A 22,096-nucleotide genomic window follows, 5' to 3' on the forward strand; every position below is an offset into this window, starting at 1 on the left:
CTTTTTGACTTTTTATTCCACCGTCACCGACTTGGCTAAATTCCTCGGCTGGTCCACATTGCACCCTCTCATCACAGCGATGTGATAGGAAAGCAACTGAAGTGGAATCACAGAAAGAAGTGGAGTAAAAGCTTCGTTCGTTGGTGGAATTTCTATAACATGGTCTGCAAGAGCTTTTACCTGTTTATCACCTTCCGTCACGACGGCAATCACTTTACCTTTACGAGCTTTTACTTCCTGAATGTTGCTGACCACTTTTTCATAAGAACTGTCCAGTGTAGCAATAAAAATGACTGGCATTTCCTCGTCGATGAGGGCAATCGGGCCATGCTTCATTTCTGCTGCTGGATAACCTTCAGCATGGATGTAAGAAATTTCCTTTAGTTTCAACGCCCCTTCTAAGGCTACAGGGAAATTATATCCTCGTCCGAGATAAAGCATATTGCTGGCATCCTTGTATTTCTCCGCAATTTTTCTGACTGCATCATTCGTCTGGAGTGCCTTTTCAACTTTCGCAGGAATATCGGCAAGCTCATGAAGCATAAGGATATACTTACTTTCCGGCAATGTACCCCTCTGATAGCCAAGTTTCAGTGCCATCATTGTAAGTACGGATATTTGTGCTGTAAATGCCTTGGTAGAAGCTACTCCGATTTCCGGCCCTGCATGGGTGTAACAACCTGCATGGGTAGTTCTCGGAATTGATGAGCCTACCACATTACAAACACCGAAAATTGTTGCTCCCTTAGATTTTGCAAGCTCAATAGCAGCAAGTGTATCGGCTGTCTCTCCAGATTGGGAGATGGCGATGATGAAATCTTTGTCGCTGATTACAGGGTTCCTATATCGGAATTCTGAAGCATACTCGACTTCTACCGGCACACGGGCAAACTCTTCAAAAAGATATTCAGCCACCAAACCGGCATGCCAAGAGGTACCACATGCCGTAATGATGATTCGTTCGGCATTGGTAAACTTATTCATGTAGTCTCTTAATCCTCCTAGGACTAAGCGGCCTGATTTAGGATCTAGTCTTCCTCGGAGACAGTCCGCAATTGATTTAGGCTGCTCAAAAATCTCCTTAAGCATGAAATGCTCGTATCCACCTTTTTCGATGGCTTCCAACTCCAGTTCCAGCTGATTGATATACGGACTGGTTTCGATATTTTCAATGGTCTTTACTTGGAGTTTGCCGTCTCTGATTACTGCAATTTCATAATCATCTAGATAGACTACTTTATTGGTATATTCGATGATAGGTGTGGCATCAGATGCCAAGAAAAACTCGCCCTCTCCCACACCGATAACCAATGGAGATCCTTTTCGGGCAGCGATCAGCGTATCTGGCTCTTCGAGGTTGATCAATACTATGGCATAAGCTCCCACAACTTTCTGCAAAGCCAAACGCAGCGCCTCTTCCAGGGTGCAATAGTTATTGGTATAGATATCCTCAATAAACTTGACAAAAACTTCTGTGTCAGTTTCACTTTGGAAATTATATCCTTTTTGCAGCAAGTCTTTTTTCAGTACCTCATAGTTTTCAATGATCCCATTATGGATCATCGCAAATTTTTCTGAAGAAGAATAGTGCGGGTGGGCATTCACATCATTGGGCTCACCATGGGTAGCCCATCTGGTATGACCAATACCGATTCTTGATTTCAATTCTCCGTTTTCTTCCAGATGATTCTCAAGATCCGAGACTTTTCCTTTTTTCTTGTAGACACTCAGGCCATGCTGGTCAATCAAAGCAACACCTGCCGAATCATAGCCCCGATACTCTAATCTTTTCAGTCCTTTGATAATAATAGGGAGGGCTTCACGCTGCCCGACATACGCGACAATTCCACACATAAGTAAAAATTCTTAAAAGTTGGTTAGTACTTGCACAAAGAAACAGCATTCGTGCCAAAAAAAATAATCCACTTTTAGAAAAACTAAAAGTGGATCAGAATCACTTTTTCGAAATCGATTGTTTATCGTGTTTTTGAATAGATAACCGTAACTTTAATTTTATCTTTATTCACCTTAAACTGCCTTAAAGATCGTTTAAAATCATCGCCCGTTCTCGGGGTAGTGGCATAAAGCAACCAATCCGATCGTTGAAGCTGCCCCCTATACAAGGCATTTACATGAGAAGTAATAGCTGCTTTTTGAATTTTGTCAGTGGTATTGTATTCTATAACAGCTGAAGACGCAAAGAAATTATTTGGAACTGAATTTCCATTCGTGTCTTGAATTACTTGTGCTTGCCCATCTGCCTGAACATGTAGTTCTGCTTGGTTGACCGAGCTTAACAACACTCTGTTTTGAGAATCAACAAACTTCATTACCATGCCATTGATCGGAGTATTATTGGCATCTTGGTTTTCAATAGGACCTAAAGAAAAATTGACCTGATTGAAAATAACTCCACCCAATGTGTCCAAAAAGGCATCAAACGGACTGGTGTCGATTCTTAAAGCTAGACCAAGCCCTGATTTCATTCCGACAATCGGCCCTGTACTGTAAGATTTTTGATACTCCGAAACCACTTCAGTTGGAGTACCTGACCGGTCAGATTCTATACCGTTGAAACTCCTTGAAGAGAAGGTGGTGATGGAGTATTTCTTGGCTACTGTGTCTCCTTGATAATGGTAAAACACGGAAATTCCTGTATTACCTCCCAGTGAGAATCCCGCAGTAGTATTATCACCTTCCCTAGCCGTAACAGCCACACCAGGAAGATACCTTCTAAAATTGAAAAGGTTATCAAACTCCTGTCCTCGCTTAAGCTTTCCAAAAAGCTCTTCTGCAAAGTCGGCTTTGACAGGAATAGAAATCACGGTGTCTTTCTCATCTCTAAACACCACCTCTCCTATTGCTATGGGATTAGACTCAAAGGCAAGTCTGCTGAAATTATAATAAAGTGTATCTAAGATCGGCTCAGATAACAAATGAACGGAGTAGCGTTTAGGCTGATCTAAGTTCGATCCATTTACGCTGACCGTTGACAAGTTGAAGAAAATCGAATCCAAAATTGCATCGGACCTCGGACGCTCTGCACCAGGTTCAATGTAAAGCCTTGTGTAAGCGATACTTCTAGTTTTGCCGAAATAATCGTCAGATTCATCACCAACTATCAGAATTCCTGCATTGGTCGTATTAAAAGAATCCAATAAGACAACTTGGGCATCCAGCTGAAACTCCTTGTAAAATACTCCGATTTGATTGTTCTGAGGTGCGAGTTCCAGCCCTACCGTAGCAGGATCACTACAAGCACCTAGGAAAAAGACGGTAATTAACGCGGAAAAGGTAATCTTAGCCCGCAAGGCTGGTATAAATCCCATAAAGCTCGTCATGAGCTTGCTGCTCTTCTTCAATTTTGATTTCAAACTTTTTGTCTTTAGAGAAATCCTCAATCAGTTGGTTTAGTTCTGCAGAGACTTCCGAGCCTTTTACCACCATATCGGCATATTCCATACCCATTTTGATGAAGCCTGTGAAGTCTTTGCTTTTCAAAGGTGCTAAAATAGTGTCATCGATGTCTACCATCTTAACCTTGTTTAACAAATCGTCTCCAAAGGTATGGGAAAATCCATTGTTATAAATAGCGAATACGGTTTTAGTATCCTTGAAGAGAGGCTCATTCTTGTAAGTTGTCTTCAGATACATTGGGATCAAAGACGTCATCCAGTCGTTGCAGTGTACGATATCAGGAGCCCATCCCAGTTTTTTCACAGTCTCGATGACCCCTTTGCAGAAGAAAATAGCGCGCTCATCATTGTCTTCGTAAAAGCGTTGCTGTTTGTCATGAAAGACATGCTTTCGCTGGAAATAATCCTCGTTATCGATAAAATAAACCTGGAGCTTTGCATTGGGAATCGATGCCACCTTTATAATCAAAGGTTTTTCTTCATCACCGACTGCGATATTGATCCCTGATAGCCTCACTACTTCATGGAGTCTGTTTTTGCGCTCGTTGATCAACCCAAACCTTGGCACCAAAATACGGATCTCCATTCCGCGCTCTTGCATGGCTTGTGGGAGAGTTCTCAAGAAATTGGCTACTTCGGAAGTTTGTAAGAAAGGGTTGATTTCACTAGCAACGTAGAGGATACGTAGTTTGGACATGCTATAGGGATTTAATGATCGTGATAAACAACGGGCACAAAGGTAAATAAAAAAAAGCCAAAAAGCATTGTATTTCTGGATATTAATCTACTTTTGCCCCAATTTAGCCGAAATACTGCCCTGTCGTGAAGCTAATCCGCTCAATTGCCGAATGGAACCCCCACTGGCTCAATCACCTTCAAAAATCTCAAAAAATCGGACTTGTACCTACAATGGGTGCGCTGCATCAAGGACATCTGGATTTGGTGGGGAAAAGTAAGGTGATGATGGATGTGACAGTGGTCTCCATTTTTGTCAACCCCACCCAATTCAACAACCCGGAAGACTTCAAAAAATACCCGATTACTCTAGAGGCGGATTTAGAAAAACTGAAAGAATCCGGAACAGACTATGTTTTTGTACCTTCGGTGGAGACCATGTATCCCAATCAGACCCGACTCACGCTGGACTTTGGAGACTTGGAGAGGGTGCTGGAAGGTAAGTTTCGCCCTGGTCATTTTAATGGTGTGGGCACTGTCGTTTCCAAGCTTTTCCACATTATAAAACCACACATAGCATTTTTCGGACAAAAAGATCTACAGCAGGTAGCCATCATCAATCGTTTGGTCCAAGACCTCTCATTTGACCTCCATCTCGAGGTAGTGCCAACAAGAAGAGAAATGGATGGATTGGCCATGTCTTCGAGAAACCTCCGCCTGAATGATGAAGAGCGAAAAAAGGCCTTACTTCTTTTCGAAAGCATGAATCAAGCCAAAAACAGGCTCCTTGAAGGACAGGCTTGGAGAGAGGTAAAGGAAAGTGTTAGAATCAATTTTGAAAGGGAAAAACACACTCAGCTGGAATATTTTGAGTTGGTAAATCCGGATTCATTTGCGCTTTACGGAGAATTTAACTCCGAACAGAAATCATCTATTTGTATAGCAGCCTTTGTAGGTGAGGTGAGATTGATCGATAACCTGCCGATAATTCCCTAATTTCGCGGCGGAAAAACTAAACCAATGCAAATCCAGGTACTTAAATCCAAAATCCACCGGGTAAAAATCACCCAGGCAGAATTGCACTATGTAGGTTCGATCACCATCGATGAGGACCTGATGGATGCAGCACATCTTATCGAAAACGAGAAAGTGCAGGTAGTCAACGTAAATAACGGAGAGCGGCTGGAAACCTACGTGATCAAAGGAGAAAGAGGAAGTGGTCAAGTCTGCCTCAATGGTCCCGCAGCAAGAAAAGCATCAGTCGGTGATATTGTGATCATTATTTCTTACGCGAGTATGGAGCTTGAAGAAGCAAAAAAGTACAAGCCTGTTCTGATTTTTCCCGATGAAAGAAACAAATTGATCTGATGCTGAATCCAAAAGTCAAACAACTTATCCAGGTAGTCATTTCCCTAGGCGTGGCTGTCTGGATTTTTTGGTTTTTGTATCGAGATATCGAGTTTTCAAGCCTAAAAGCACAGATTCAGTCCAGTAATTGGTTTTGGATTCTGTTTTCATTAGGGATTGCCTGGGCTGGATATTGGATTCGTGGCTGGAGGTGGGCTTTACTGATCCAAAAACAGGAAGGGGAGGCTCAGGTAAGTGCAAATCGGGCCTACCATGCCGTCATGGTGGGTTATTTGGTCAACCTTTTAGTGCCTAGAGCTGGAGAAGTTGCCCGTTGCGGAGTCCTGTCCAGGACCAATGGAACCTCTATTGGACATTTGATCGGGACAGTAATCATGGAGCGGACTATTGATTTGCTGTTTTTGATTTCAGTCATTCTGCTGTCCTTTTTCCTCGAAAGCCAACTTTTCCTATCTCTAGCAGGTGAGTTGGTGGATCTTAATTCATTAGGCAACAAACTCATCAATTACCTTCCTCTATTGCTTGGAGGATTGGCAGTTTTCGCACTTTTTATATTCATACTATTCAAAAAATTTCGTGGAAACGGCCTGATCAACCGACTTCAGCAGTTTTTAAGACAACTTTATTCTGGGATTCAATCCATTCGATCTGTCAAGAATCCTATTGGATTTTGGATCAGTTCATTCCTAATCTGGATTATATATTTCATGACGATGTATACGGTTTCCCTTGGAATACAATCCACTGCCAATTTGTCGGCAACTCAGGTGCTATTGGTAATGGTGATGGGAAGTATTGGCATGGTAGCGCCCGTACAAGGCGGGATTGGCACCTTCCATGCCTTAGTGGCCTACATTTTGATCCAGTTTGGAGTGTCAGAGACTGACGGGAAGATTTTTGCTGCTATTATTCATGGAACTCAGGTAATTCAAGTAATGCTTGTAGGCTTGATGAGTTGGATCGTGATGGTAAAAATCCCTGCTTGGATTAAACCTGACAAGTCCTAACTTCGTATTCAGACCGAGTTTAACCCCAAAAAAAATGATTATTCTAATTGTAGTTGTATTTGCAATTCTTGGATTTGTGGTAAGCAGCAGATTGAAAAGCAAATTCAAGCTTTATTCACAGACCCCTCTTCAAGCGAATCTGTCAGGAGCTGAAATAGCCAAACTGATGCTTGCTGACAATAACATCCATGACGTACAAGTTATTTGCGTAGAAGGTCAGCTTACTGACCACTACAATCCTATGGATAAGACAGTAAACCTCTCTCCTGACGTTTACTATGGACGAAATGCCGCCGCTACTGCCGTAGCTGCCCATGAATGCGGACACGCTGTTCAGCATGCAACATCGTATGCGTGGCTCAACTTCCGATCTGCGATGGTTCCTATCCAAAATATTTCAGGTAAAATCCTAAACATCGTGTTGATCGCTTCTTTGTTTGGTGGGTTTGCATTGAGTCTCCCTGTGCCGATCATAGGATACATTGTGGTCGGTTCTTACTCAGTAATGACCCTGTTTACTTTAGTGACATTGCCTGTGGAATTTGACGCATCCAACAGAGCTTTGGCTTGGGTACAAAACCGAAATATTGTGACCCGACCAGAATATGACATGTCGAAAGATGCTTTAAAATGGGCTGCAATGACCTATGTTGTAGCTGCCTTGGCCTCTTTAGCTACTTTGGCTTATTATATCTTCGTTTTCTTTGGAAACAGAGATTAACAGACAACAAAATAATATTCGGAAAGGGACAAGTTTTTGTCCCTTTTCTTTTTTTAGGCTATCTTTTCGCTCTGAATTTAAACCCAAAAAAGGACTACCCTTATGAACTTTCAATTGACTGAAGAGCATCTGGCCGTGCAGGAAGCAGCGAGGGAATTTGCTCAGACAGAACTACTTCCTGGCGTAATCGACCGAGACACAGAGGCAAAATTCCCCTACGAACAGATCAAAAAAATGGGAGAGTTGGGCTTTATGGGAATGATGGTGGATCCCAAATACAATGGTGGAGGGATGGATACTATTTCCTATGTCATCGCCATGGAAGAACTATCCAAGATCGATGCCTCGGCTTCGGTCTCCATGTCTGTAAATAACTCACTGGTATGCTGGGGTCTTGAGAAATACGGGACAGAGGAGCAAAAGCAAAAATACCTGACCCGCTTGGCAACCGGAGAAATTCTAGGGGCATTCTGCCTATCTGAACCAGAAGCTGGGTCGGACGCGACATCCCAGCGAACCAATGCAGAGCTGAAAGGCGATCACTACATCCTCAACGGGACCAAAAACTGGATTACCAACGGTTCCACGGCAAGTGTTTACCTAGTCATCGCACAGACTGATGCCAGCAAGGGACACAAAGGAATATCGGTGTTCATTGTCGAAAAGGGCTGGGATGGGTTTGTAATCGGAAAGAAAGAGGACAAATTGGGAATCCGGGGTTCGGATACCCATTCTCTGATGTTTACTGATGTGAAAGTGCCGGTGGAAAATCGTATCGGAGCAGAAGGATTTGGATTCACATTTGCCATGGAAACCCTCAATGGGGGCAGAATCGGGATTGCTGCCCAAGCACTGGGAATCGCTTCAGGTGCCTATGAACTTGCGCTCGCCTATTCCAAAGAAAGAAAAGCATTCGGAAAGCCCATCAGCCAACACCAAGCAATCCAATTTAAACTGGCAGATATGGCGACACAGATCGAAGCAGCAAGACTTTTGGTTTACAAAGCCGCATGGCTCAAAGATCAAGAGCAAGATTATGCACATGCTTCAGCTATGGCCAAACTCTATGCTTCTGAAGTTGCGATGAATGTTACAGTGGAAGCAGTACAGGTACATGGAGGATACGGATACGTGAAAGAATACCATGTTGAAAGACTCATGCGTGACGCTAAAATTACCCAGATCTATGAGGGTACTTCAGAGATCCAACGGATCGTAATTTCTAGAGGAATCCTGAAATAGTGCACCAAGGTTGAGTTTTAAAAAGGGTATAGATACAAATTTTTATACCCTTTTTTTACTTTTTTTGCCCCTTCTCTAAAATAGTTATGTTTTTACTTAGGAAAAATCATATTTTTGGTTCTAAATTTTTCTGAATAATTATGGATTATTATAACAAAGTAATAGAATCAGTACATGTCAAATTTTTAAGGGGAAACAATTTTAAAATTGATAAACCTATATCTGTTTACAACTATCAAGAACCTGAAAATGCTCTTATTCTTCTGCATCATGGCAGCCTAAAATTCGGGGAAGATCAAGAACTCATCAATGAAGGCGAAGTACTTTTTCTACCAAAAGGCCAAAGAACTGCAGTAACTTTTGGAGCTGGGAATAAGCGACAGGAAATTACCTTAGAGCAGTTTAGTGAATCCAAGCGCAAATACCTGCAAAGTATCAGCTACAAGGATATCAAGACCTGTGAGGAAGATTGCATCTCTGTGCTGCACTTCGAGTCCAAGGTTTTCGATGTAGTCAACTTTTTCAACTCTCTGGACATTCCTCCATTTATCATCCGATTCAATGATCGCATCGCGACTTTGATTGAGGACATTATGAAGGAATTGGAAACTTCCAACGTGGGAAAAGAGAGGGCTTTGAAGGCGCAAACTGAAGTCTTGGTTATCGAATTGCTTCGCCATATTCTTAAAAACCGACTTTTCACAGAGGAATTATCAACCAATTCTACCTATTTCAAGGACCCAAGGCTTATTGATCTTTTTAATTTTATAAAGACCAACATCGGAGGAGATCTTTCGAATAAAGTCTTGGCCAAGGTCGCTAATGTGTCTGAAGATTATGTGGGACAGTATTTCAAAATGCTTACCGGAATCAATCCTCAAGATTACATCGAATACCAGCGGATGGAGGCAGCCGTAGAACTTCTACGAACAACCAAAAAATCAATCCGGGATATCGGAAAAGAAGTAGGCTATAAAGACACGGCTTATTTTTGCAGACGCTTTAAAATGATGTATGGGGTGCCTGCGGGCAAAATGCGAAGAAGGGACTCACTAATTAATGTTCAATAGTTGATTGTACCAATATTTGATTTTCAAGACCTCGGCCAAAAAACCGGGGTCTTTTTCTATCGAATTACCCAAGACCACCAAATCTGCCCCTGCATCAAAAGCAGCCTTGACCTTTTCGGGTGAATCCAGTCCACCACCCACCATCAGAGGCTTTCGAATTGATTTTTTGACAACTTGGATTACTGTGGGTGAAACCGGTTTTTTTGCACCGCTTCCTGCCTCCAGATAGAAGAATCTAAAACCTAAAAATCTACCAGCTAAAGCAATAGACCTGATTCGATCGATTTCTGAGTTTAAAATCGGCAGCGTGTTACTTGCCTGGTGAACACTCAATATTTCTCCCTCATTTACCAACATGTAGGCTGTGGGCAAAATCTCCAGATTCATCGTTTCCAGATCAATAGCGGCCTCTGCCTGATGAGAGATCAAAAACTCTGGATTCGTTCCGGAAATAAGGGATAAAAACAAAATCCCATCTGCCTGACCGGATAATTGGAGCCTGGATCCTGGAAAAATACAGATTGGAATTGATCCTGAAAATTTCCTGATTGCAGCAATAGTTTCCTCAAGCCTTTGAGCACTCGCTCTACTCCCCCCTACCAAAATCAAATCCAAATTTGAGCGCTGAATCCAAGAAAATTGATCCAAACTGATCTCTTTTTCTGGATCAACCAGCCAGGCTACTCCTTTTTTTCCGGACTTTGAGAATCCCTTCAGGAGTTTACTTATCCTTTTCAATCACCTCTTGGCTAGTATTTCCTGAAAAAAAATCACTGTAAATTTTATCCTTTGCCAAAGCAAGTCCAAGGATTAATAGTCTTTGAGTCAGTGAAGGCCAAAACGAAGAACTCTTGGGCTTGGTCAGTCGCTTTTTGATATCATCATTGAGCAGGCCCTCCTTTTCCAGAACCTCCAAGGCCTTCTCGGTATTCCTGACTTTTTTCTTTCGGGTGGCTTTGACGATCCCATAGGTAAGTAAGGCTCCTACTGCCACAGCGGCACCGACTTTTAGCCAGTCTTCAGAATCCTTTTTCAACAATTCCAGTTGCTTTGCTAAAGTCTGTTCCAGCTCTTCTGACTTTTTCTCGAGATCCTTACTCATCTTCTTTTTTATCGCTTTTTGCTCTGAAAATAAAATCCTTTAGGGTGGAATTAATGCTTTCTTGTACGCTATGAGAATCTCTAGTGAGGTAAAGGATCAAGACGATCAGAACATACATCAATGCCACAATCAAAAATCCCAAGTAGGGACTTTGAGTTACCTGACTGATGAAAAATGCCAGTGAAAGTGAAAGAAACAAAAAAACCAATAACACCAAAGAACCGATGATGACCAGCAGAATCAATCTTGAAAGGATGGTAACAAATTCATCCTGAATTTCATTTTTAATGATTCCTATTCTAGTTTCAACGATACTCTTAACCGTCTGAACGATCTCCCCAAGATTCAGCATGTGTTTGGCTTTTTACGGGCTCTTGCCATTAAATTGATATCGAATATAGGCTAAAAACAGATGATCTAAAAAAATCAATCCTGATTTGACTCCTCAGCCTCTTGATAAAACTTATACCTCAAGACCAATTCCAAAGCCATAAGGATGGCTTGGTTGACAGGATATTGGCTGGATAAGGCTTCGTCCACGTCTTTGATCCGAGTATAATAAGCAGGGGCGAGAGGAATTTCCATGTCTGTGTTGATCCGGTCACTGACCTTTTGGAACAACTCCCTTTTCTCTGCTTTCAAAATCTTACAGGTGATCAATTCCTTCAGGCCGGTTTTATTGTTTTTCCTGGCAGACGCCCCAAAAAGTCGGCAAATGAGTCCCCTTTTTGAATAGTTTCCACAGTATCCTTTCGTCACATCTGCTGGATTGGATCGATAAACCACACAAATCCCTGGAGTTTCCTCATTGGCCAGTTGATTGGCAATGTCATCGGCCAGGCCTTTTTCATACAGATCAAATGCTAATGGCAAAAATTCCAAGGGAGTAGCGGGTACCTGAGGATTGGCGCAACAAAACCCACACCCCGAAATGCAACCCATCCCTGCCTCCTCGTGAAACTGCCTGGATTCTTTCTCCAGTTCAAGGAAGATTTCTTCCACTGCCCGGGATTTTTCAAAAAGATTCATCTATCTCTATTTTCAGAACAAAATTAACTGGGTATTCCGGGAATTAAATCTGTCCCTTAAAGGAATTTTTATCCCTGAATACCAATGATTTATTGAGATTCTTGGCCTGATTTTCGCCATTCCTGCCCAAGAATCGTTTTCTTGATGACACAATTTGAGAGAATATGAGCCACATAGATGAAAAAAAATCGGAAGAACGAATCCGACGTGCCTTCAAAGAGCGTGACTGGAGCGAAATCAAAAGCGCCGACTCGTGGGCAATTTTTAAAGTCATGTCTGAGTTTGTAGAAGGATTTGAAAAACTCGCCAAAATAGGACCCTGCGTCACCATCTTTGGATCTGCGAGGACGCCTAGGGACCACCATTACTATAAAACCGCCGAAGAAATCGCAGCAAAGTTGGTTCGCCATGGCTATGGAGTGATCACCGGTGGTGGTCCTGGTATCATGGAAGCTGGTAACAAGGGTGCCTATTCAGAGGGTGGAAAATCCGTAGGGTTGAATATTCACCTGCCTTTTGAGCAGTTTAACAACATTTACATTGATCGGGACAAACTTTTGACCTTCGATTACTTCTTTGTCAGAAAAGTCATGTTTATCCGATATTCTCAAGGATTTGTCGTACTTCCAGGAGGGTTTGGAACCTTGGATGAATTTTTTGAAGCGTTGACTTTGATCCAAACCAATAAAATCGGACGCTTCCCTATCGTACTCGTAGGCAAAGATTACTGGGGAGGATTGGTGGACTGGATCAAAGCTACTTTACTTCGGGGTGATCCCAATTACATCAGCGAGTCCGATTTGGATCTCTTTTGCGTGGTGGATGATGCCACGGAAGCGGTCAAAGTCATCGACGAATTCTACAGCAAATACCTGCTCAGTCCAAACTTCTAGAAAAAACGAAACCCGCTATGTCCGCGGGTTTTGTGTTTTAAGAGACTTTCAAGCGAAGCTCTCCATGTCTTTTGACCACCTTGAGCTCAAAATGCTGGTTGATGAATGCCTTACAGTGATTTTCAGCCCATTCGGCCCGAGTCTCGGTATCGTAAAGCAAGGTCATCCGAAGCATTGTTTTCACATACTGTTCGTGCTGACCCAACTGTTGAATGTAGCTTATCAAAGCCTCAGACCAGTCTTCCTGAAACTTTTCAAAATGAGTTCTGCCGTCAAAAAGCAATTCCAGCTGATTATCTCCATGTTTGTAGCGGTAGATTCCGCACAGTTGCCTGTAAATTAGCCGAACTCTGTCCTTGGGAAATTCAAAGGTATCCAGGATTTTGGCGTAGGTGTGATCCATCAATTGGAGAGGATTGTATAAAAAAGTATATGATCGTTTCAATTCAAAAATCATCCGGTCAATCAACTGCTCCTCTAGCGAGGACTGCGCCTGCCTAAGGATGTAATTTTTGTCCAGTGGGAATAATTTTTCGATCATCAGGGCCTGAATATGGCGTAAAAATAAAAACTTATCTCATGGAAAAACACAAAACGGGAAAAGTCCTTGCAGACTTTCCCCGTTTTTTCAAATTTTTAACGGATTATGAGAAGGATTCCATGCTTCGGCCTCCCGTCTTCAAGCTTCCTGCTTAATCAAACATCTCCTCAATGAGTTCAGTGTAGAAGTCTTTGATGCTTTTCCCTGTAGCCTTCACCTGCTGGGAAATCAAGCTCGTTTCGGTCTGGCCCGGCACGGTATTGATCTCGATAAAGTAGAACTTACCCGTCTCATGCTGGAGGAAATAATCAATTCTCACAGCTCCTTTGCAGTTCAGTTTTTCGTAAACTTTGGTCACAATACGACCAACCCGCCCGACTTCCTCTTCAGTCATTCTTCCCGGAGTGATTTCCTCACAGACACCCGGTACATATTTCGCTTCGTAGTCAAAAAATTCCTTACTACTCACGATCTCAGTAGCAGGTAGCACGGTGATTTTTCCCTTTCCTTTGAAAATCCCGATCGAAAACTCCCTTCCTGAGACAAATTCCTCCACGAGCACTTGCTTATCTTCTGCAAAGGCTTTTTCCAAGGCCTCCGGCAACTCTTCCCAAGTTTTCACCTTACTCATCCCGATGGAACTTCCCCCGTTATTGGGTTTGATAAAAAGGGGCAGCGTGAGTTCGGATTGAATCTTGGATGCGTTTTCGGGGGAATTTTCGAAAAGTTGAATTGATCTTGCCACGTTCAGTTCGGGAATATCCTGGACAATGGCCTTGGTATAGCCCTTGTTCATGGTAATCGCTGAAGTCAACTGATCGCAGGTGGTGTAGGGAATACCGAGCATATCGAAGTACCCTGCTAGTTTTCCATCTTCACCCGGGGAACCATGAAGAATGTTAAATACTCCGTCAAACTTCACCTTTTCATCCCCGATCATGATGCTGAAATCGTTGAGGTCCACGGGTACTTTCTCCCCTGAAGCACAGCTAAAATGCCAATCGCCCGGGTAGACCAAAATCTTATACACATCGTAGCGTTCCCGATCGATGGTCTTTTCGACGACAGCGGCACTTTTGAGGGAGATGACGGACTCACCGGTAAAACCTCCGGTGACCAAGGCAATTTTCTTCTTCATGGTGGGGAAAAATTAACTATGCGAAATAGCTTATTTTCCGTTTACCCTCCAAGGTATCCAACTTTCATTTGAATTTTTAGATCATCATTTAATCCAAAATTCACCAACCTAATCCGTAAGATTTAAAAATTTCAAGTAACTCTTTTACAAAGTCAGAATTCTCCTTCATGTACTGAACTGAGGAATAATCTGATTTTTCCATTACTTCATGATACTGATAAGAATTTTTTCTTGTGACAAAGTTGTCTCTTTCGCCTAATTGGTCAGTTTTCGGAAAGTATGTTGATCTTAATCGTGAAAATATTTCTTGATCAAAGTGGTAATCAGGAGTTTTAGAGAAAGAGTTAAGCGCATTGAAAAATGAGTCTTGGTTCGACCTGTTTTGGTAATTTTCAGGAAAGTTCAGCAAACTGGGTATTCCTTCAAAAAACAGGAGCACTTTGACTTCTTTTTCATCCTTATGGACATCAAAAGAAAACTTGGTGTAAAAACTGTTTTCCTGAGAGGAAGTGAAATCTAGGGAACCAGTGATCTCATGTACGATTCCATATTGGTCTTTAAAGACCCTAGGGGGTAAACTAATTGAATTTAGCTTTCCATTAGGAAAAACGCTTACCTCAGCATTCAAACCATCAATTTGAATACATTCAAACCTTCCACAATCCTTTTCCAATCTTTTCCAAGAGCCTAATTTTGAGGACAGTATTTGGAAAATAAAATCATTTAAAAAGACAGTTAAAGTTGGAACCGTAGATTGATAAGGCGATTTTCTACTAACTGTTTTTTCCGAGATTTTAGAATATTGGGGGAGAAAAGTGAGCCGACCCGAATCAAATCGATGTTTTTTGGTAGTCCGATCCATCAATCCCGACTGAATAAACAAGCCATAACTTTCAAAATAATACTCCTCGGATTGCTCAATTAGGAAAGAATTGGAGAAGGTTAGATTTGCAGCGATTCCTGACAGCTCACTCTTTACCCTAAGAGCAATTTCATTGTCAGAAAGAGCCTGAATATCAACTTGATTTAATTCCAGTAATTTTTCAGCAAGACTTACAGTTATTTCAATGTTTTCGATCGAATCCAGATAGATTACTTTTTCTTCGAATGCCAAATGTCTTAATGCCCATTCTTTTTCTAATAATTTCTCTGATTCCGAAAAAAAGATTCGCCCGTCCGCATCTCCAATTTTAACAGACTTAAAGTTGGAGCTGACCGCTGTAAAGTAAGGAACTGGATTACCTTTAGAATCAACCACCTGGAGGGTTTGCGAACAAACTTTCTGAAAAATCAAAAAAACTAAAATCAAACTAACTATAACCCTCATCAAATTCAATTCAAATTTTAAATCTGTAAATCATTAATTGCTCCGATTGCTCATCAATAATTCCATCCGCAAAATAAAAATCTCCCAACTTACCTATAACAGTAAAGCGTTTTGGAACTTCTAAGTCACCGATCAATTTCGAACCTTTATAAATTTGAAGCCTAGAAGTAGAATCCATACTACCACTTTTGAAGTAAGTTCTAAAAGTCAAATCGGAACTCTCCTCATAAAAAATAGACCCGTAAAATCCCGCCTTAGTCAAATCAATCGAATAATTATCTATGGCATCTTCGATAGTCTGGGTTATGGGATACTTAGTAGTTATTTCAAGACCTTTTCGACCAAATTTTCGGATCAATTTTCCTTCTGGAGAAAATACATGAATCAAAGGATCGATTGCAAAAGAAACCAAGATGGAGTCCTCTTTTGAAGCAAAATGAAAAAAGTCAAAATTGGGAATAAAGCGATAGTTGAGATACTCATCTGACCGATTCCCAAAACCAAAATTGATTTTCTTTTCTTTAGTAGAATATTGCCCAAAAATAAAAGCTCTTTTGTAGTAGTTCTCGGATAAATATGCATTCAATTGAGGATGACTCATGGTGATTGGAACTAGAAAACTTGTACCTGTCGGCATTTCCTTGACAAGGAAATCAAAATTCTCTCCCTTCCTTTTCCAAGCTACTTCATATAAGCCAAGCATTTTTTCATTAGGTGCCTTTTCCATTTCATCCCTTGATTCATGAAATGACCACTCCAATGGGAGGTATTCCTTTTTCTGAAATTTTTCGTCAAAGAGTGTAAAGCCAAAATCCTCGAGTACAACATGTAGGCCTTTATAACCAAAGGGTTTGAATCCATGAATGACATTTTGTTGATCCGGGCCATCGCCTTTGCCCAAAAACGTATCTATTAAAAAACCCTCTGAATCGAATAAAGCTACTTGACTTAAAATTTGATCAACAAAGTAGAAGTTGCTATCATGCATCTCGAAAAATCCAACTCCAGAAAATAAACCATGCTGAAGTTGAATGGTATCAAATTCGAGAAATTCAATTTCAAGGTTGACAGGATCAGAAACTTGAGTTAATTCATTTCCTTGTTTACCTGTGCAGTTACTAAAGATGACTAAAAGAAAAATTATGGATTTCTTCATCGACAAAATTTTATTCCTCTATTCGTGAAAACTATCTGATAAGTTTCACCCCCTCCTAATTTTCCCGAAAAAAACTATTTAAGCGCTTTTAAAGCGTTTCTTATATTCGCCAAGCAAAATTTACCCAAAGTAAAACTTCCATGATGATGATTAAAAGTTGGAAAGTGCTGAGCCTAGCCTGGATCGCGATGATCGGAATGGCCCTCAGCGTGCAGGCGCAAAGCCTGAAAAAAGTAACTCTGGAGGATGTCTTCAAAAAAGGCACCTTCAACCAAAAATCCGTCTACGGCATCAACTGGATGAAAGACGGGCAGTTTTACAGTTCGCTCGTGCAGCGTGGCGGAGCACCGGCTGTGGTCAAAATCAACCTAGCCACCGGTGAAGAAGCAGGAATATTGCTGGATGGCGCCAAGCTCGGAGTAAACTTTTCCAGCTATTCTTTCAATGCGGACGAATCTAAAGCACTCATTGCTACAGATGTAGAGTCCATCTATCGACGCTCTTCCAAAGGCATTTTCTACGTGGTGGACATGGCCACCGGCCAAAAGCAGCAGCTGATGAACGGTGAGAAAATCTCCTATGCTACGCTGTCACCGGACAATGACAAGGTGGCTTTTGTCAAAGACAATAATCTATTCATGGTGGAATTGGCTACCAACAAACTTACCCAAATCACTACCGATGGAGAGTGGAATAAAATCATCAACGGTGCCGCTGATTGGGTGTACGAGGAGGAATTTTCGATGGCCCAGGCTTTCAAGTGGTCACCTGACGGCAAAAAGATCGCCTTCATCCGCTTTGATGAGACCCAAGTGCCTGAGTTCAACATGCAGACTTGGGGCCCGCTTTATCCTCAGGATTACAAGTTCAAGTACCCAAAAGCAGGAGAAAAGAACTCCCTCGTGAGTATCCATGTCTATGATTTGGCTACAGCGAAAATCCAAAAAGTGAATGCTGGAACGGAAACTGACATCTACTTGCCAAGAATCTACTGGACTAAGGATGCAAATACCTTGGCATTTATCAGAATGAATCGCCTGCAAAATCAGCTGGATATTTTCCATGCCAATGCGACCTCAGGCGAAAGCAAGCTGATCATTTCCGAGGCCGCCAAAACTTACGTGGACCTTGACTATAACGATGACCTGCAATACCTCAGCGACGGAAAAACCTTTATCCGTACATCCGAACAAGACGGATACAAGCACATCTACCATCACAATTTGGATGGAAGTCTGATTCGTCAAATTACCACTGGAGCTTGGGAAGTGAGCTCCATGGTGGGGATTGATGAAAAAGCCAAAAAACTCTATTTCATCTCGACGGAATCCTCTCCACTTGAGCGGAATTTTTATGTGATCAATCTAGACGGCAAAGGCAAAAAAGTGCTCACTCCTGCCAAAGGAACACATACGATCAATATGAGTCCCGATCACAAGTTTTTCATCGATTACTACTCCACGACAGATACACCGGTAAAGGTTACGTTGAACGATGCAACAGGAAAAGAATTGAAAGTCCTCGAGGACAATCAGGCCTTAAAAGAGCGTTTGGCAGGATTTGCTTTGGGGAAAAAGGAATTTTTCACCTTCCCAACCGTAGATGGTACGCAGCTGAATGGCTACATCATCAAGCCGGCTGACTTTGATCCAAACAAAAAATATCCGGTGCTGATGTATGTCTACGGCGGTCCGGGTTCGCAAAATGTGCTGAATTCCTGGGGTGGAACCCGCGACTTCTGGCATCAGCAATTGGCTGCAGAAGGGATCATCGTGGCCTGTGTGGACAATCGTGGTACTGGCGCACGTGGTCGTGGCTTCAAGCATTCTACCTATGCCAACTTGGGCAAACTGGAAACCATCGATCAGATCGAGGGTGCCAAGTATTTTGCGAAAATGCCTTTCGTAGATCCTGCCCGAATCGGTATCTGGGGATGGTCTTATGGAGGCTACATGTCTTCGCTTTCCCTGATGATCGGAAATGACGTGTTCAAGACTGCCATCGCAGTAGCGCCGGTCACCACTTGGAGATACTACGACACAATCTACACCGAGCGCTACCTTCAGACTCCCCAACTGAATCCTTCTGGATACGATGATAACAGCCCGATCACTCATGTGAATAAGCTGAAAGGAAATTTGCTTCTAATTCATGGTACCGGCGATGACAATGTGCACTTCCAAAATGCGGTTGATCTGACTAATGCCTTGATTGCAGCGGACAAGCAATTTGAATCCTTCTACTATCCCAACAGAAACCACGGCATCTACGGAGGCAATACCACTTGGCACCTGTACACGATGATGACTGATTTCCTGAAGAGAAAGCTTTAATTGAGAATCCAAAAAAACCGCAGAAGTCGATTTCTGCGGTTTTTTTATTCAATCCTAATCTGATCCAGATAGAATTTCATCCGACTGTGATCCCGTTCCAAAAAGTCGATTTTATCAATCCGATCCTCTTTGTGGTTATAAAAGACCTCGATGTACTCGTTTTCCAACAAATACAGATTAACCTTGTGCCGGTAGTAGCGAATGCCCACGACAAAAGTTCCTTCCAGATAGAGGGTTTTGATCTTTTGATGCAAGGGCAGTTGGCTGAATTCTTCCCGACTCATGAGTTTTACTTTTCAACAAAGACTTGAAATTAGCCCTTTTGGTTCGTTTTTATTTTATCCCAACTCCTAAAAACCAAAAAGCCCCCGGAAATCCGAGGGCTGGCGGGTGATTGAGAACTTTTCTTTTTCTTTAATGAGCTACCGTTTGAAAGTCTTTGATGGCTTCGCTGAAATCGAGAACCTGCGCTCCTTTTAACGCTCCAGCCACTATGCTGGAACCTGCCGCAGAACGGTATCCCCCGGCACAGTGAACCAATACTGGCTTTCCTGTTGGTATCTCGGAGGCTCTTTCTCTCAATTCCTGGAGTGGAATATTCAATGCCTCTTCGAAAATTGGTGTATTGGCATGCTCGTCTCGGCTACGGATATCCACGATAGTGTACCCATCCGGATTTACTTTGAAGGCTTCGACGTCGAAGAAGGCGCCTGTCTCCGTCATTCCTGCAGGATTTACCACAGCTCCGTGAATGAGTTGCTCGTAGCCGATTTTGGCTGCTTTGTAAATGAGGATTTCAAGCTCGGCTGTGGAATCAGCTACGAGGAAAAATCTCTCTTCAGGACCCACTATCGATCCCAACCAAGTTTCGAACTTACCCCCATTCATGATATTGATAGCACCTGGGATATGGCCTGCCGCAAATTGAGCCTGCTTTCTGGTATCAATGACTAAAGCGTCAGCTGGGAGAGTAGCTCCCTCTGGCCAAATACTTACCTGAGAAATAGATCTCTGGTAAGCAGGTGCACCTTTTTTATTCATATCCACATCGTAGCCAAAGTACTTTGGAATGTACGGCTGGCCCTGAAGAAGGGAGTCCATGAAAGTCTTTTCGTCCAAATCAGAAAAAGCCCAATTGGTGGCCCGCTGCTCTCCGATGGTGGACTGACGGGCATCGCTTAGGTTTTTGCCACAAAGTGAACCTGCACCATGCGCCGGAAATACCAGTACATCATCAGCCAAAGGTTTCAGCTTATTTTGAACCGTGTGGTACATCATTCGGGCGAGTTCTTCACGCTGTGCGGTCATATTACCCGCCTTTTCTCTCAAGTCTGGCCGGCCTACATCACCAATAAACAAAGTGTCCCCTGAGAATAGCGCATGGTCTTTTCCATTTTCATCCTTCAGCAGGATGCTGATGGAGTCTGGAGAATGGCCAGGAGTATGCAAGGCGTGGAAGGTCACTTTTCCCATCTGAAAAGAATACCCTTCGTCGAAGCCGACATGAGGATATTCGGCGCCGACTAGTTTGGAAACGTAAATGTTTGCTCCTTCATTCTTGTGAAACTCTAAGTGAGAACTCACAAAGTCAGCATGGGGATGGGTTTCGATGACGGCTACGATTCGTGCATCATTTGCTTCTGCAAAATCATAGTATTGCTGAGGGTTTCTACCTGGATCAACCAAGGCCACTTTACCTTCGGATAAAATCGCATAGCTTGCATGGGCCAAACCCTCGTCATAAAACTGTTGAATATTCATAGTTATTTTTTATTGTTTTCAAATTCCGATACAAAGGTATAATGACCAAAGTCAGACACTTGGTGATGATAATCACTTAAGCCTTTGATGTAAAATTACAGGGTTGGATTTTATTTCTTGAATCTCTGATCACTAGACCGTAAACTTGGAAAAGAAAAAATCAATTCCCTTGGTTCTGAAAAAGCATCGAATTGGCCCTATCATTTTGCTGATCATTTTATCGGTTTTTTTTATTCAGGGTTGTAAGTCAAAGAAAAAGCTCGCAAAAGAATCGCCAGCTTTTACAGTAATACAAACTGCCAAATCTTACCGGGGTACCCCTTACCGCTATGGAGGTACCACTAGATCAGGGATAGATTGCTCAGCTCTGGTTTATCACTCGTTTTATTCGGTTGGGATTTCCCTTCCCCGAAGATCAGAGGATCAAAGTAAGTTAGGAGAAAAAGTACCCCTAGCACAAGTCAAGCCTGGTGATGTGCTGTTTTTTGCCACCGGTAGAAAAAAGAGTGAAGTCACTCATTCGGGAATTGTCACCGAAGTGGAAAAAGGTAACGTGAGATTTATTCACTCCTCCACCTCCTTGGGCGTGACAGAAGATTATCTCGATAATGACTATTGGTCCAAAGCATTTCTTTTTGCGAAGCGAATCTTGGAATAAAAAAGGGAGCGCCAAAGCGCTCCCCGTTACCCAGCAAAAAAATTAACTTTTAAAACTTTTGAGAACCGTTAGGCTGAAGGACATACCTGAAGGTGTAGTGCGCACTTGGTGTAGTCATTGGATTGATTTGAGCTACAGGGGGATTACCCTGGTAGTAGCTTAGAATTTCCATTTTCACATAGTTACCTTTTGAGGTCTTGAACAAAAGAATTCTTCCGGGAATAGGGGTCACTGTGAATGTGGCAGAATTGTAATTATACCATCCTGCGCCACTGCCAGTGGGTATTGCAAAAGTGGTAGGCGTATCCGTGGCAAACTGAGCAGAAGCAGGTACTTCTTTTAAATCTTCAAAAATGCCGTTGGCCAAAGCTGCGGATACATTTTTTGCACTGTTGACTCGGATGGTGGTGCCCTTGAAAGCAATGTCCCATTCCTGAGCTTCTGTCACAATGGATTGCGTCTCCAAGCTGAAGAAAATGAAAGGTCTTGCCTGAGTCACCTGACCCGTGGTACGATCAATGACGTCATTTGGAGCTGCTAGGTCTTGAATCAAAGTCGCCTCCAGGGGAATAACTGGCTCTGGAGTGTCGTCATTTTCACAGGAAATAAGGGTAAACGACAGGAGGAAGAATAGGACTGAATAAACGGTAGTTTTCATA

Annotated in this window: 23 protein-coding genes; 9 read left to right on the forward strand and 14 right to left on the reverse strand. The window is 42.4% G+C overall.

Features of this window, described 5'->3' with window-relative positions:
* Nucleotides 1-12: 12 nt before the first annotated feature.
* The 3 genes from glmS to DDT91_RS12675 all read right to left on the reverse strand — a co-directional run bounded on the left by glmS (nt 13) and on the right by DDT91_RS12675 (nt 4,113).
* A complete protein-coding gene (gene glmS, locus DDT91_RS12665; RefSeq protein ID WP_187176553.1) occupies nt 13-1,854 on the reverse strand; it encodes a glutamine--fructose-6-phosphate transaminase (isomerizing) in 1,842 nt (613 codons plus the stop codon).
* Between the two features lie 122 nt (nt 1,855-1,976).
* Nucleotides 1,977-3,362: a DUF4270 family protein gene (locus DDT91_RS12670; protein ID WP_187176554.1), complete on the reverse strand. Its 1,386-nt coding sequence runs from the start codon at nt 3,360-3,362 to the stop codon at nt 1,977-1,979.
* The gene (locus DDT91_RS12675) at nt 3,301-4,113 is read right to left on the reverse strand and encodes a glycogen/starch synthase (protein ID WP_187176555.1); all 813 of its coding nucleotides are present in this window, start codon (nt 4,111-4,113) and stop codon (nt 3,301-3,303) included. Before DDT91_RS12675 ends, DDT91_RS12670 begins: the two co-directional genes overlap by 62 nt.
* Nucleotides 4,114-4,238: 125 nt before the next feature.
* On the opposite strand from DDT91_RS12675, the gene panC reads away from it, so the two are divergent.
* The 6 genes from panC to DDT91_RS12705 all read left to right on the forward strand — a co-directional run bounded on the left by panC (nt 4,239) and on the right by DDT91_RS12705 (nt 9,499).
* Complete coding sequence (gene panC / locus DDT91_RS12680; protein WP_187176556.1) at nt 4,239-5,087, forward strand: pantoate--beta-alanine ligase; 849 nt, start codon at nt 4,239-4,241, stop codon at nt 5,085-5,087.
* A gap of 24 nt (nt 5,088-5,111) precedes the next feature.
* On the forward strand, nt 5,112-5,459 hold the full coding sequence (panD, locus tag DDT91_RS12685; RefSeq protein WP_187176557.1) for an aspartate 1-decarboxylase: 348 nt from the start codon (nt 5,112-5,114) through the stop codon (nt 5,457-5,459).
* Nucleotides 5,459-6,466: a lysylphosphatidylglycerol synthase transmembrane domain-containing protein gene (locus DDT91_RS12690; protein WP_187176558.1), complete on the forward strand. Its 1,008-nt coding sequence runs from the start codon at nt 5,459-5,461 to the stop codon at nt 6,464-6,466. Before panD ends, DDT91_RS12690 begins: the two co-directional genes overlap by 1 nt.
* A gap of 34 nt (nt 6,467-6,500) precedes the next feature.
* Complete coding sequence (locus DDT91_RS12695; RefSeq protein ID WP_187176559.1) at nt 6,501-7,187, forward strand: zinc metallopeptidase; 687 nt, start codon at nt 6,501-6,503, stop codon at nt 7,185-7,187.
* A 102-nt stretch (nt 7,188-7,289) separates the two neighbouring features.
* Entirely contained in the window at nt 7,290-8,429 is a 1,140-nt protein-coding gene (locus DDT91_RS12700) for an acyl-CoA dehydrogenase (protein WP_187176560.1), read from the forward strand.
* Between the two features lie 140 nt (nt 8,430-8,569).
* On the forward strand, nt 8,570-9,499 hold the full coding sequence (locus tag DDT91_RS12705; protein ID WP_187176561.1) for an AraC family transcriptional regulator: 930 nt from the start codon (nt 8,570-8,572) through the stop codon (nt 9,497-9,499).
* Here the strand turns inward: DDT91_RS12705 and DDT91_RS12710 are convergent.
* The 4 genes from DDT91_RS12710 to DDT91_RS12725 all read right to left on the reverse strand — a co-directional run bounded on the left by DDT91_RS12710 (nt 9,482) and on the right by DDT91_RS12725 (nt 11,630).
* The gene (locus tag DDT91_RS12710; protein ID WP_255502109.1) at nt 9,482-10,237 is read right to left on the reverse strand and encodes a geranylgeranylglyceryl/heptaprenylglyceryl phosphate synthase; all 756 of its coding nucleotides are present in this window, start codon (nt 10,235-10,237) and stop codon (nt 9,482-9,484) included. The genes DDT91_RS12705 and DDT91_RS12710 overlap by 18 nt on opposite strands.
* On the reverse strand, nt 10,221-10,601 hold the full coding sequence (locus DDT91_RS12715; RefSeq protein WP_187176562.1) for a hypothetical protein: 381 nt from the start codon (nt 10,599-10,601) through the stop codon (nt 10,221-10,223). Before DDT91_RS12715 ends, DDT91_RS12710 begins: the two co-directional genes overlap by 17 nt.
* Nucleotides 10,594-10,953, reverse strand: coding sequence for a phage holin family protein (locus DDT91_RS12720; protein WP_187176563.1), 360 nt, complete (start codon nt 10,951-10,953; stop codon nt 10,594-10,596). Before DDT91_RS12720 ends, DDT91_RS12715 begins: the two co-directional genes overlap by 8 nt.
* A gap of 74 nt (nt 10,954-11,027) precedes the next feature.
* Nucleotides 11,028-11,630: a YkgJ family cysteine cluster protein gene (locus tag DDT91_RS12725; protein WP_187176564.1), complete on the reverse strand. Its 603-nt coding sequence runs from the start codon at nt 11,628-11,630 to the stop codon at nt 11,028-11,030.
* Between the two features lie 164 nt (nt 11,631-11,794).
* Here DDT91_RS12725 and DDT91_RS12730 point away from each other — a divergent pair, with 164 nt between their 5' ends.
* Nucleotides 11,795-12,523 carry a TIGR00730 family Rossman fold protein gene (locus tag DDT91_RS12730; protein ID WP_187176565.1) on the forward strand — a complete coding sequence of 243 codons (729 nt, stop codon included), beginning with the start codon at nt 11,795-11,797 and terminating at the stop codon, nt 12,521-12,523.
* Between the two features lie 37 nt (nt 12,524-12,560).
* Here DDT91_RS12730 and DDT91_RS12735 read toward each other — a convergent pair whose 3' ends face one another.
* The 4 genes from DDT91_RS12735 to DDT91_RS12750 form a co-directional block, all read right to left on the reverse strand.
* On the reverse strand, nt 12,561-13,064 hold the full coding sequence (locus tag DDT91_RS12735) for a hypothetical protein (RefSeq protein WP_187176566.1): 504 nt from the start codon (nt 13,062-13,064) through the stop codon (nt 12,561-12,563).
* 151 nt (nt 13,065-13,215) lie between these two features.
* Nucleotides 13,216-14,202, reverse strand: a complete 987-nt coding sequence (locus DDT91_RS12740; RefSeq protein WP_187176567.1) for a D-alanine--D-alanine ligase — start codon at nt 14,200-14,202, stop codon at nt 13,216-13,218.
* A 100-nt stretch (nt 14,203-14,302) separates the two neighbouring features.
* Nucleotides 14,303-15,460 (reverse strand): hypothetical protein, encoded by a 1,158-nt coding sequence (locus DDT91_RS12745; protein WP_187176568.1) that lies wholly within the window; start codon nt 15,458-15,460, stop codon nt 14,303-14,305.
* A 79-nt stretch (nt 15,461-15,539) separates the two neighbouring features.
* Nucleotides 15,540-16,685: a hypothetical protein gene (locus DDT91_RS12750; RefSeq protein WP_222718641.1), complete on the reverse strand. Its 1,146-nt coding sequence runs from the start codon at nt 16,683-16,685 to the stop codon at nt 15,540-15,542.
* 188 nt (nt 16,686-16,873) lie between these two features.
* Here DDT91_RS12750 and DDT91_RS12755 point away from each other — a divergent pair, with 188 nt between their 5' ends.
* Nucleotides 16,874-19,018: a S9 family peptidase gene (locus tag DDT91_RS12755; RefSeq protein ID WP_370539319.1), complete on the forward strand. Its 2,145-nt coding sequence runs from the start codon at nt 16,874-16,876 to the stop codon at nt 19,016-19,018.
* Between the two features lie 44 nt (nt 19,019-19,062).
* Here the strand turns inward: DDT91_RS12755 and DDT91_RS12760 are convergent, their stop codons facing one another.
* Nucleotides 19,063-19,302, reverse strand: a complete 240-nt coding sequence (locus DDT91_RS12760) for a hypothetical protein (protein ID WP_187176570.1) — start codon at nt 19,300-19,302, stop codon at nt 19,063-19,065.
* Between the two features lie 130 nt (nt 19,303-19,432).
* On the reverse strand, nt 19,433-20,779 hold the full coding sequence (locus DDT91_RS12765; RefSeq protein WP_187176571.1) for an MBL fold metallo-hydrolase: 1,347 nt from the start codon (nt 20,777-20,779) through the stop codon (nt 19,433-19,435).
* A gap of 145 nt (nt 20,780-20,924) precedes the next feature.
* On the opposite strand from DDT91_RS12765, the gene DDT91_RS12770 reads away from it, so the two are divergent.
* Nucleotides 20,925-21,437, forward strand: coding sequence for a C40 family peptidase (locus DDT91_RS12770; RefSeq protein ID WP_255502110.1), 513 nt, complete (start codon nt 20,925-20,927; stop codon nt 21,435-21,437).
* A gap of 49 nt (nt 21,438-21,486) precedes the next feature.
* On the opposite strand, the gene DDT91_RS12775 is transcribed toward DDT91_RS12770, so the two are convergent.
* Complete coding sequence (locus DDT91_RS12775) at nt 21,487-22,095, reverse strand: HmuY family protein (RefSeq protein WP_187176572.1); 609 nt, start codon at nt 22,093-22,095, stop codon at nt 21,487-21,489.
* Nucleotide 22,096: the final 1 nt, after the last annotated feature.

It is taken from the genome of Algoriphagus sp. AK58 (genome assembly GCF_014324365.1).
GTDB lineage: Bacteria > Bacteroidota > Bacteroidia > Cytophagales > Cyclobacteriaceae > Algoriphagus.

Excerpts from the sequence above, each read along its gene's own strand:
- glmS (WP_187176553.1), bottom strand. The coding sequence starts at position 1,854 with ATGTGTGGAATTGTCGCGTATGTCGGGCAGCGTGAAGCCCTCCCTATT.
- DDT91_RS12675 (WP_187176555.1), bottom strand. The coding sequence starts at position 4,113 with ATGTCCAAACTACGTATCCTCTACGTTGCTAGTGAAATCAACCCTTTC.
- panD (WP_187176557.1), top strand. The coding sequence starts at position 5,112 with ATGCAAATCCAGGTACTTAAATCCAAAATCCACCGGGTAAAAATCACC.
- DDT91_RS12690 (WP_187176558.1), top strand. The coding sequence starts at position 5,459 with ATGCTGAATCCAAAAGTCAAACAACTTATCCAGGTAGTCATTTCCCTA.
- DDT91_RS12695 (WP_187176559.1), top strand. The coding sequence starts at position 6,501 with ATGATTATTCTAATTGTAGTTGTATTTGCAATTCTTGGATTTGTGGTA.
- DDT91_RS12700 (WP_187176560.1), top strand. The coding sequence starts at position 7,290 with ATGAACTTTCAATTGACTGAAGAGCATCTGGCCGTGCAGGAAGCAGCG.
- DDT91_RS12705 (WP_187176561.1), top strand. The coding sequence starts at position 8,570 with ATGGATTATTATAACAAAGTAATAGAATCAGTACATGTCAAATTTTTA.
- DDT91_RS12715 (WP_187176562.1), bottom strand. The coding sequence starts at position 10,601 with ATGAGTAAGGATCTCGAGAAAAAGTCAGAAGAGCTGGAACAGACTTTA.
- DDT91_RS12720 (WP_187176563.1), bottom strand. The coding sequence starts at position 10,953 with ATGCTGAATCTTGGGGAGATCGTTCAGACGGTTAAGAGTATCGTTGAA.
- DDT91_RS12725 (WP_187176564.1), bottom strand. The coding sequence starts at position 11,630 with ATGAATCTTTTTGAAAAATCCCGGGCAGTGGAAGAAATCTTCCTTGAA.
- DDT91_RS12730 (WP_187176565.1), top strand. The coding sequence starts at position 11,795 with ATGAGCCACATAGATGAAAAAAAATCGGAAGAACGAATCCGACGTGCC.
- DDT91_RS12735 (WP_187176566.1), bottom strand. The coding sequence starts at position 13,064 with ATGATCGAAAAATTATTCCCACTGGACAAAAATTACATCCTTAGGCAG.
- DDT91_RS12740 (WP_187176567.1), bottom strand. The coding sequence starts at position 14,202 with ATGAAGAAGAAAATTGCCTTGGTCACCGGAGGTTTTACCGGTGAGTCC.
- DDT91_RS12750 (WP_222718641.1), bottom strand. The coding sequence starts at position 16,685 with ATGAAGAAATCCATAATTTTTCTTTTAGTCATCTTTAGTAACTGCACA.
- DDT91_RS12755 (WP_370539319.1), top strand. The coding sequence starts at position 16,874 with ATGATCGGAATGGCCCTCAGCGTGCAGGCGCAAAGCCTGAAAAAAGTA.
- DDT91_RS12760 (WP_187176570.1), bottom strand. The coding sequence starts at position 19,302 with ATGAGTCGGGAAGAATTCAGCCAACTGCCCTTGCATCAAAAGATCAAA.
- DDT91_RS12765 (WP_187176571.1), bottom strand. The coding sequence starts at position 20,779 with ATGAATATTCAACAGTTTTATGACGAGGGTTTGGCCCATGCAAGCTAT.
- DDT91_RS12775 (WP_187176572.1), bottom strand. The coding sequence starts at position 22,095 with ATGAAAACTACCGTTTATTCAGTCCTATTCTTCCTCCTGTCGTTTACC.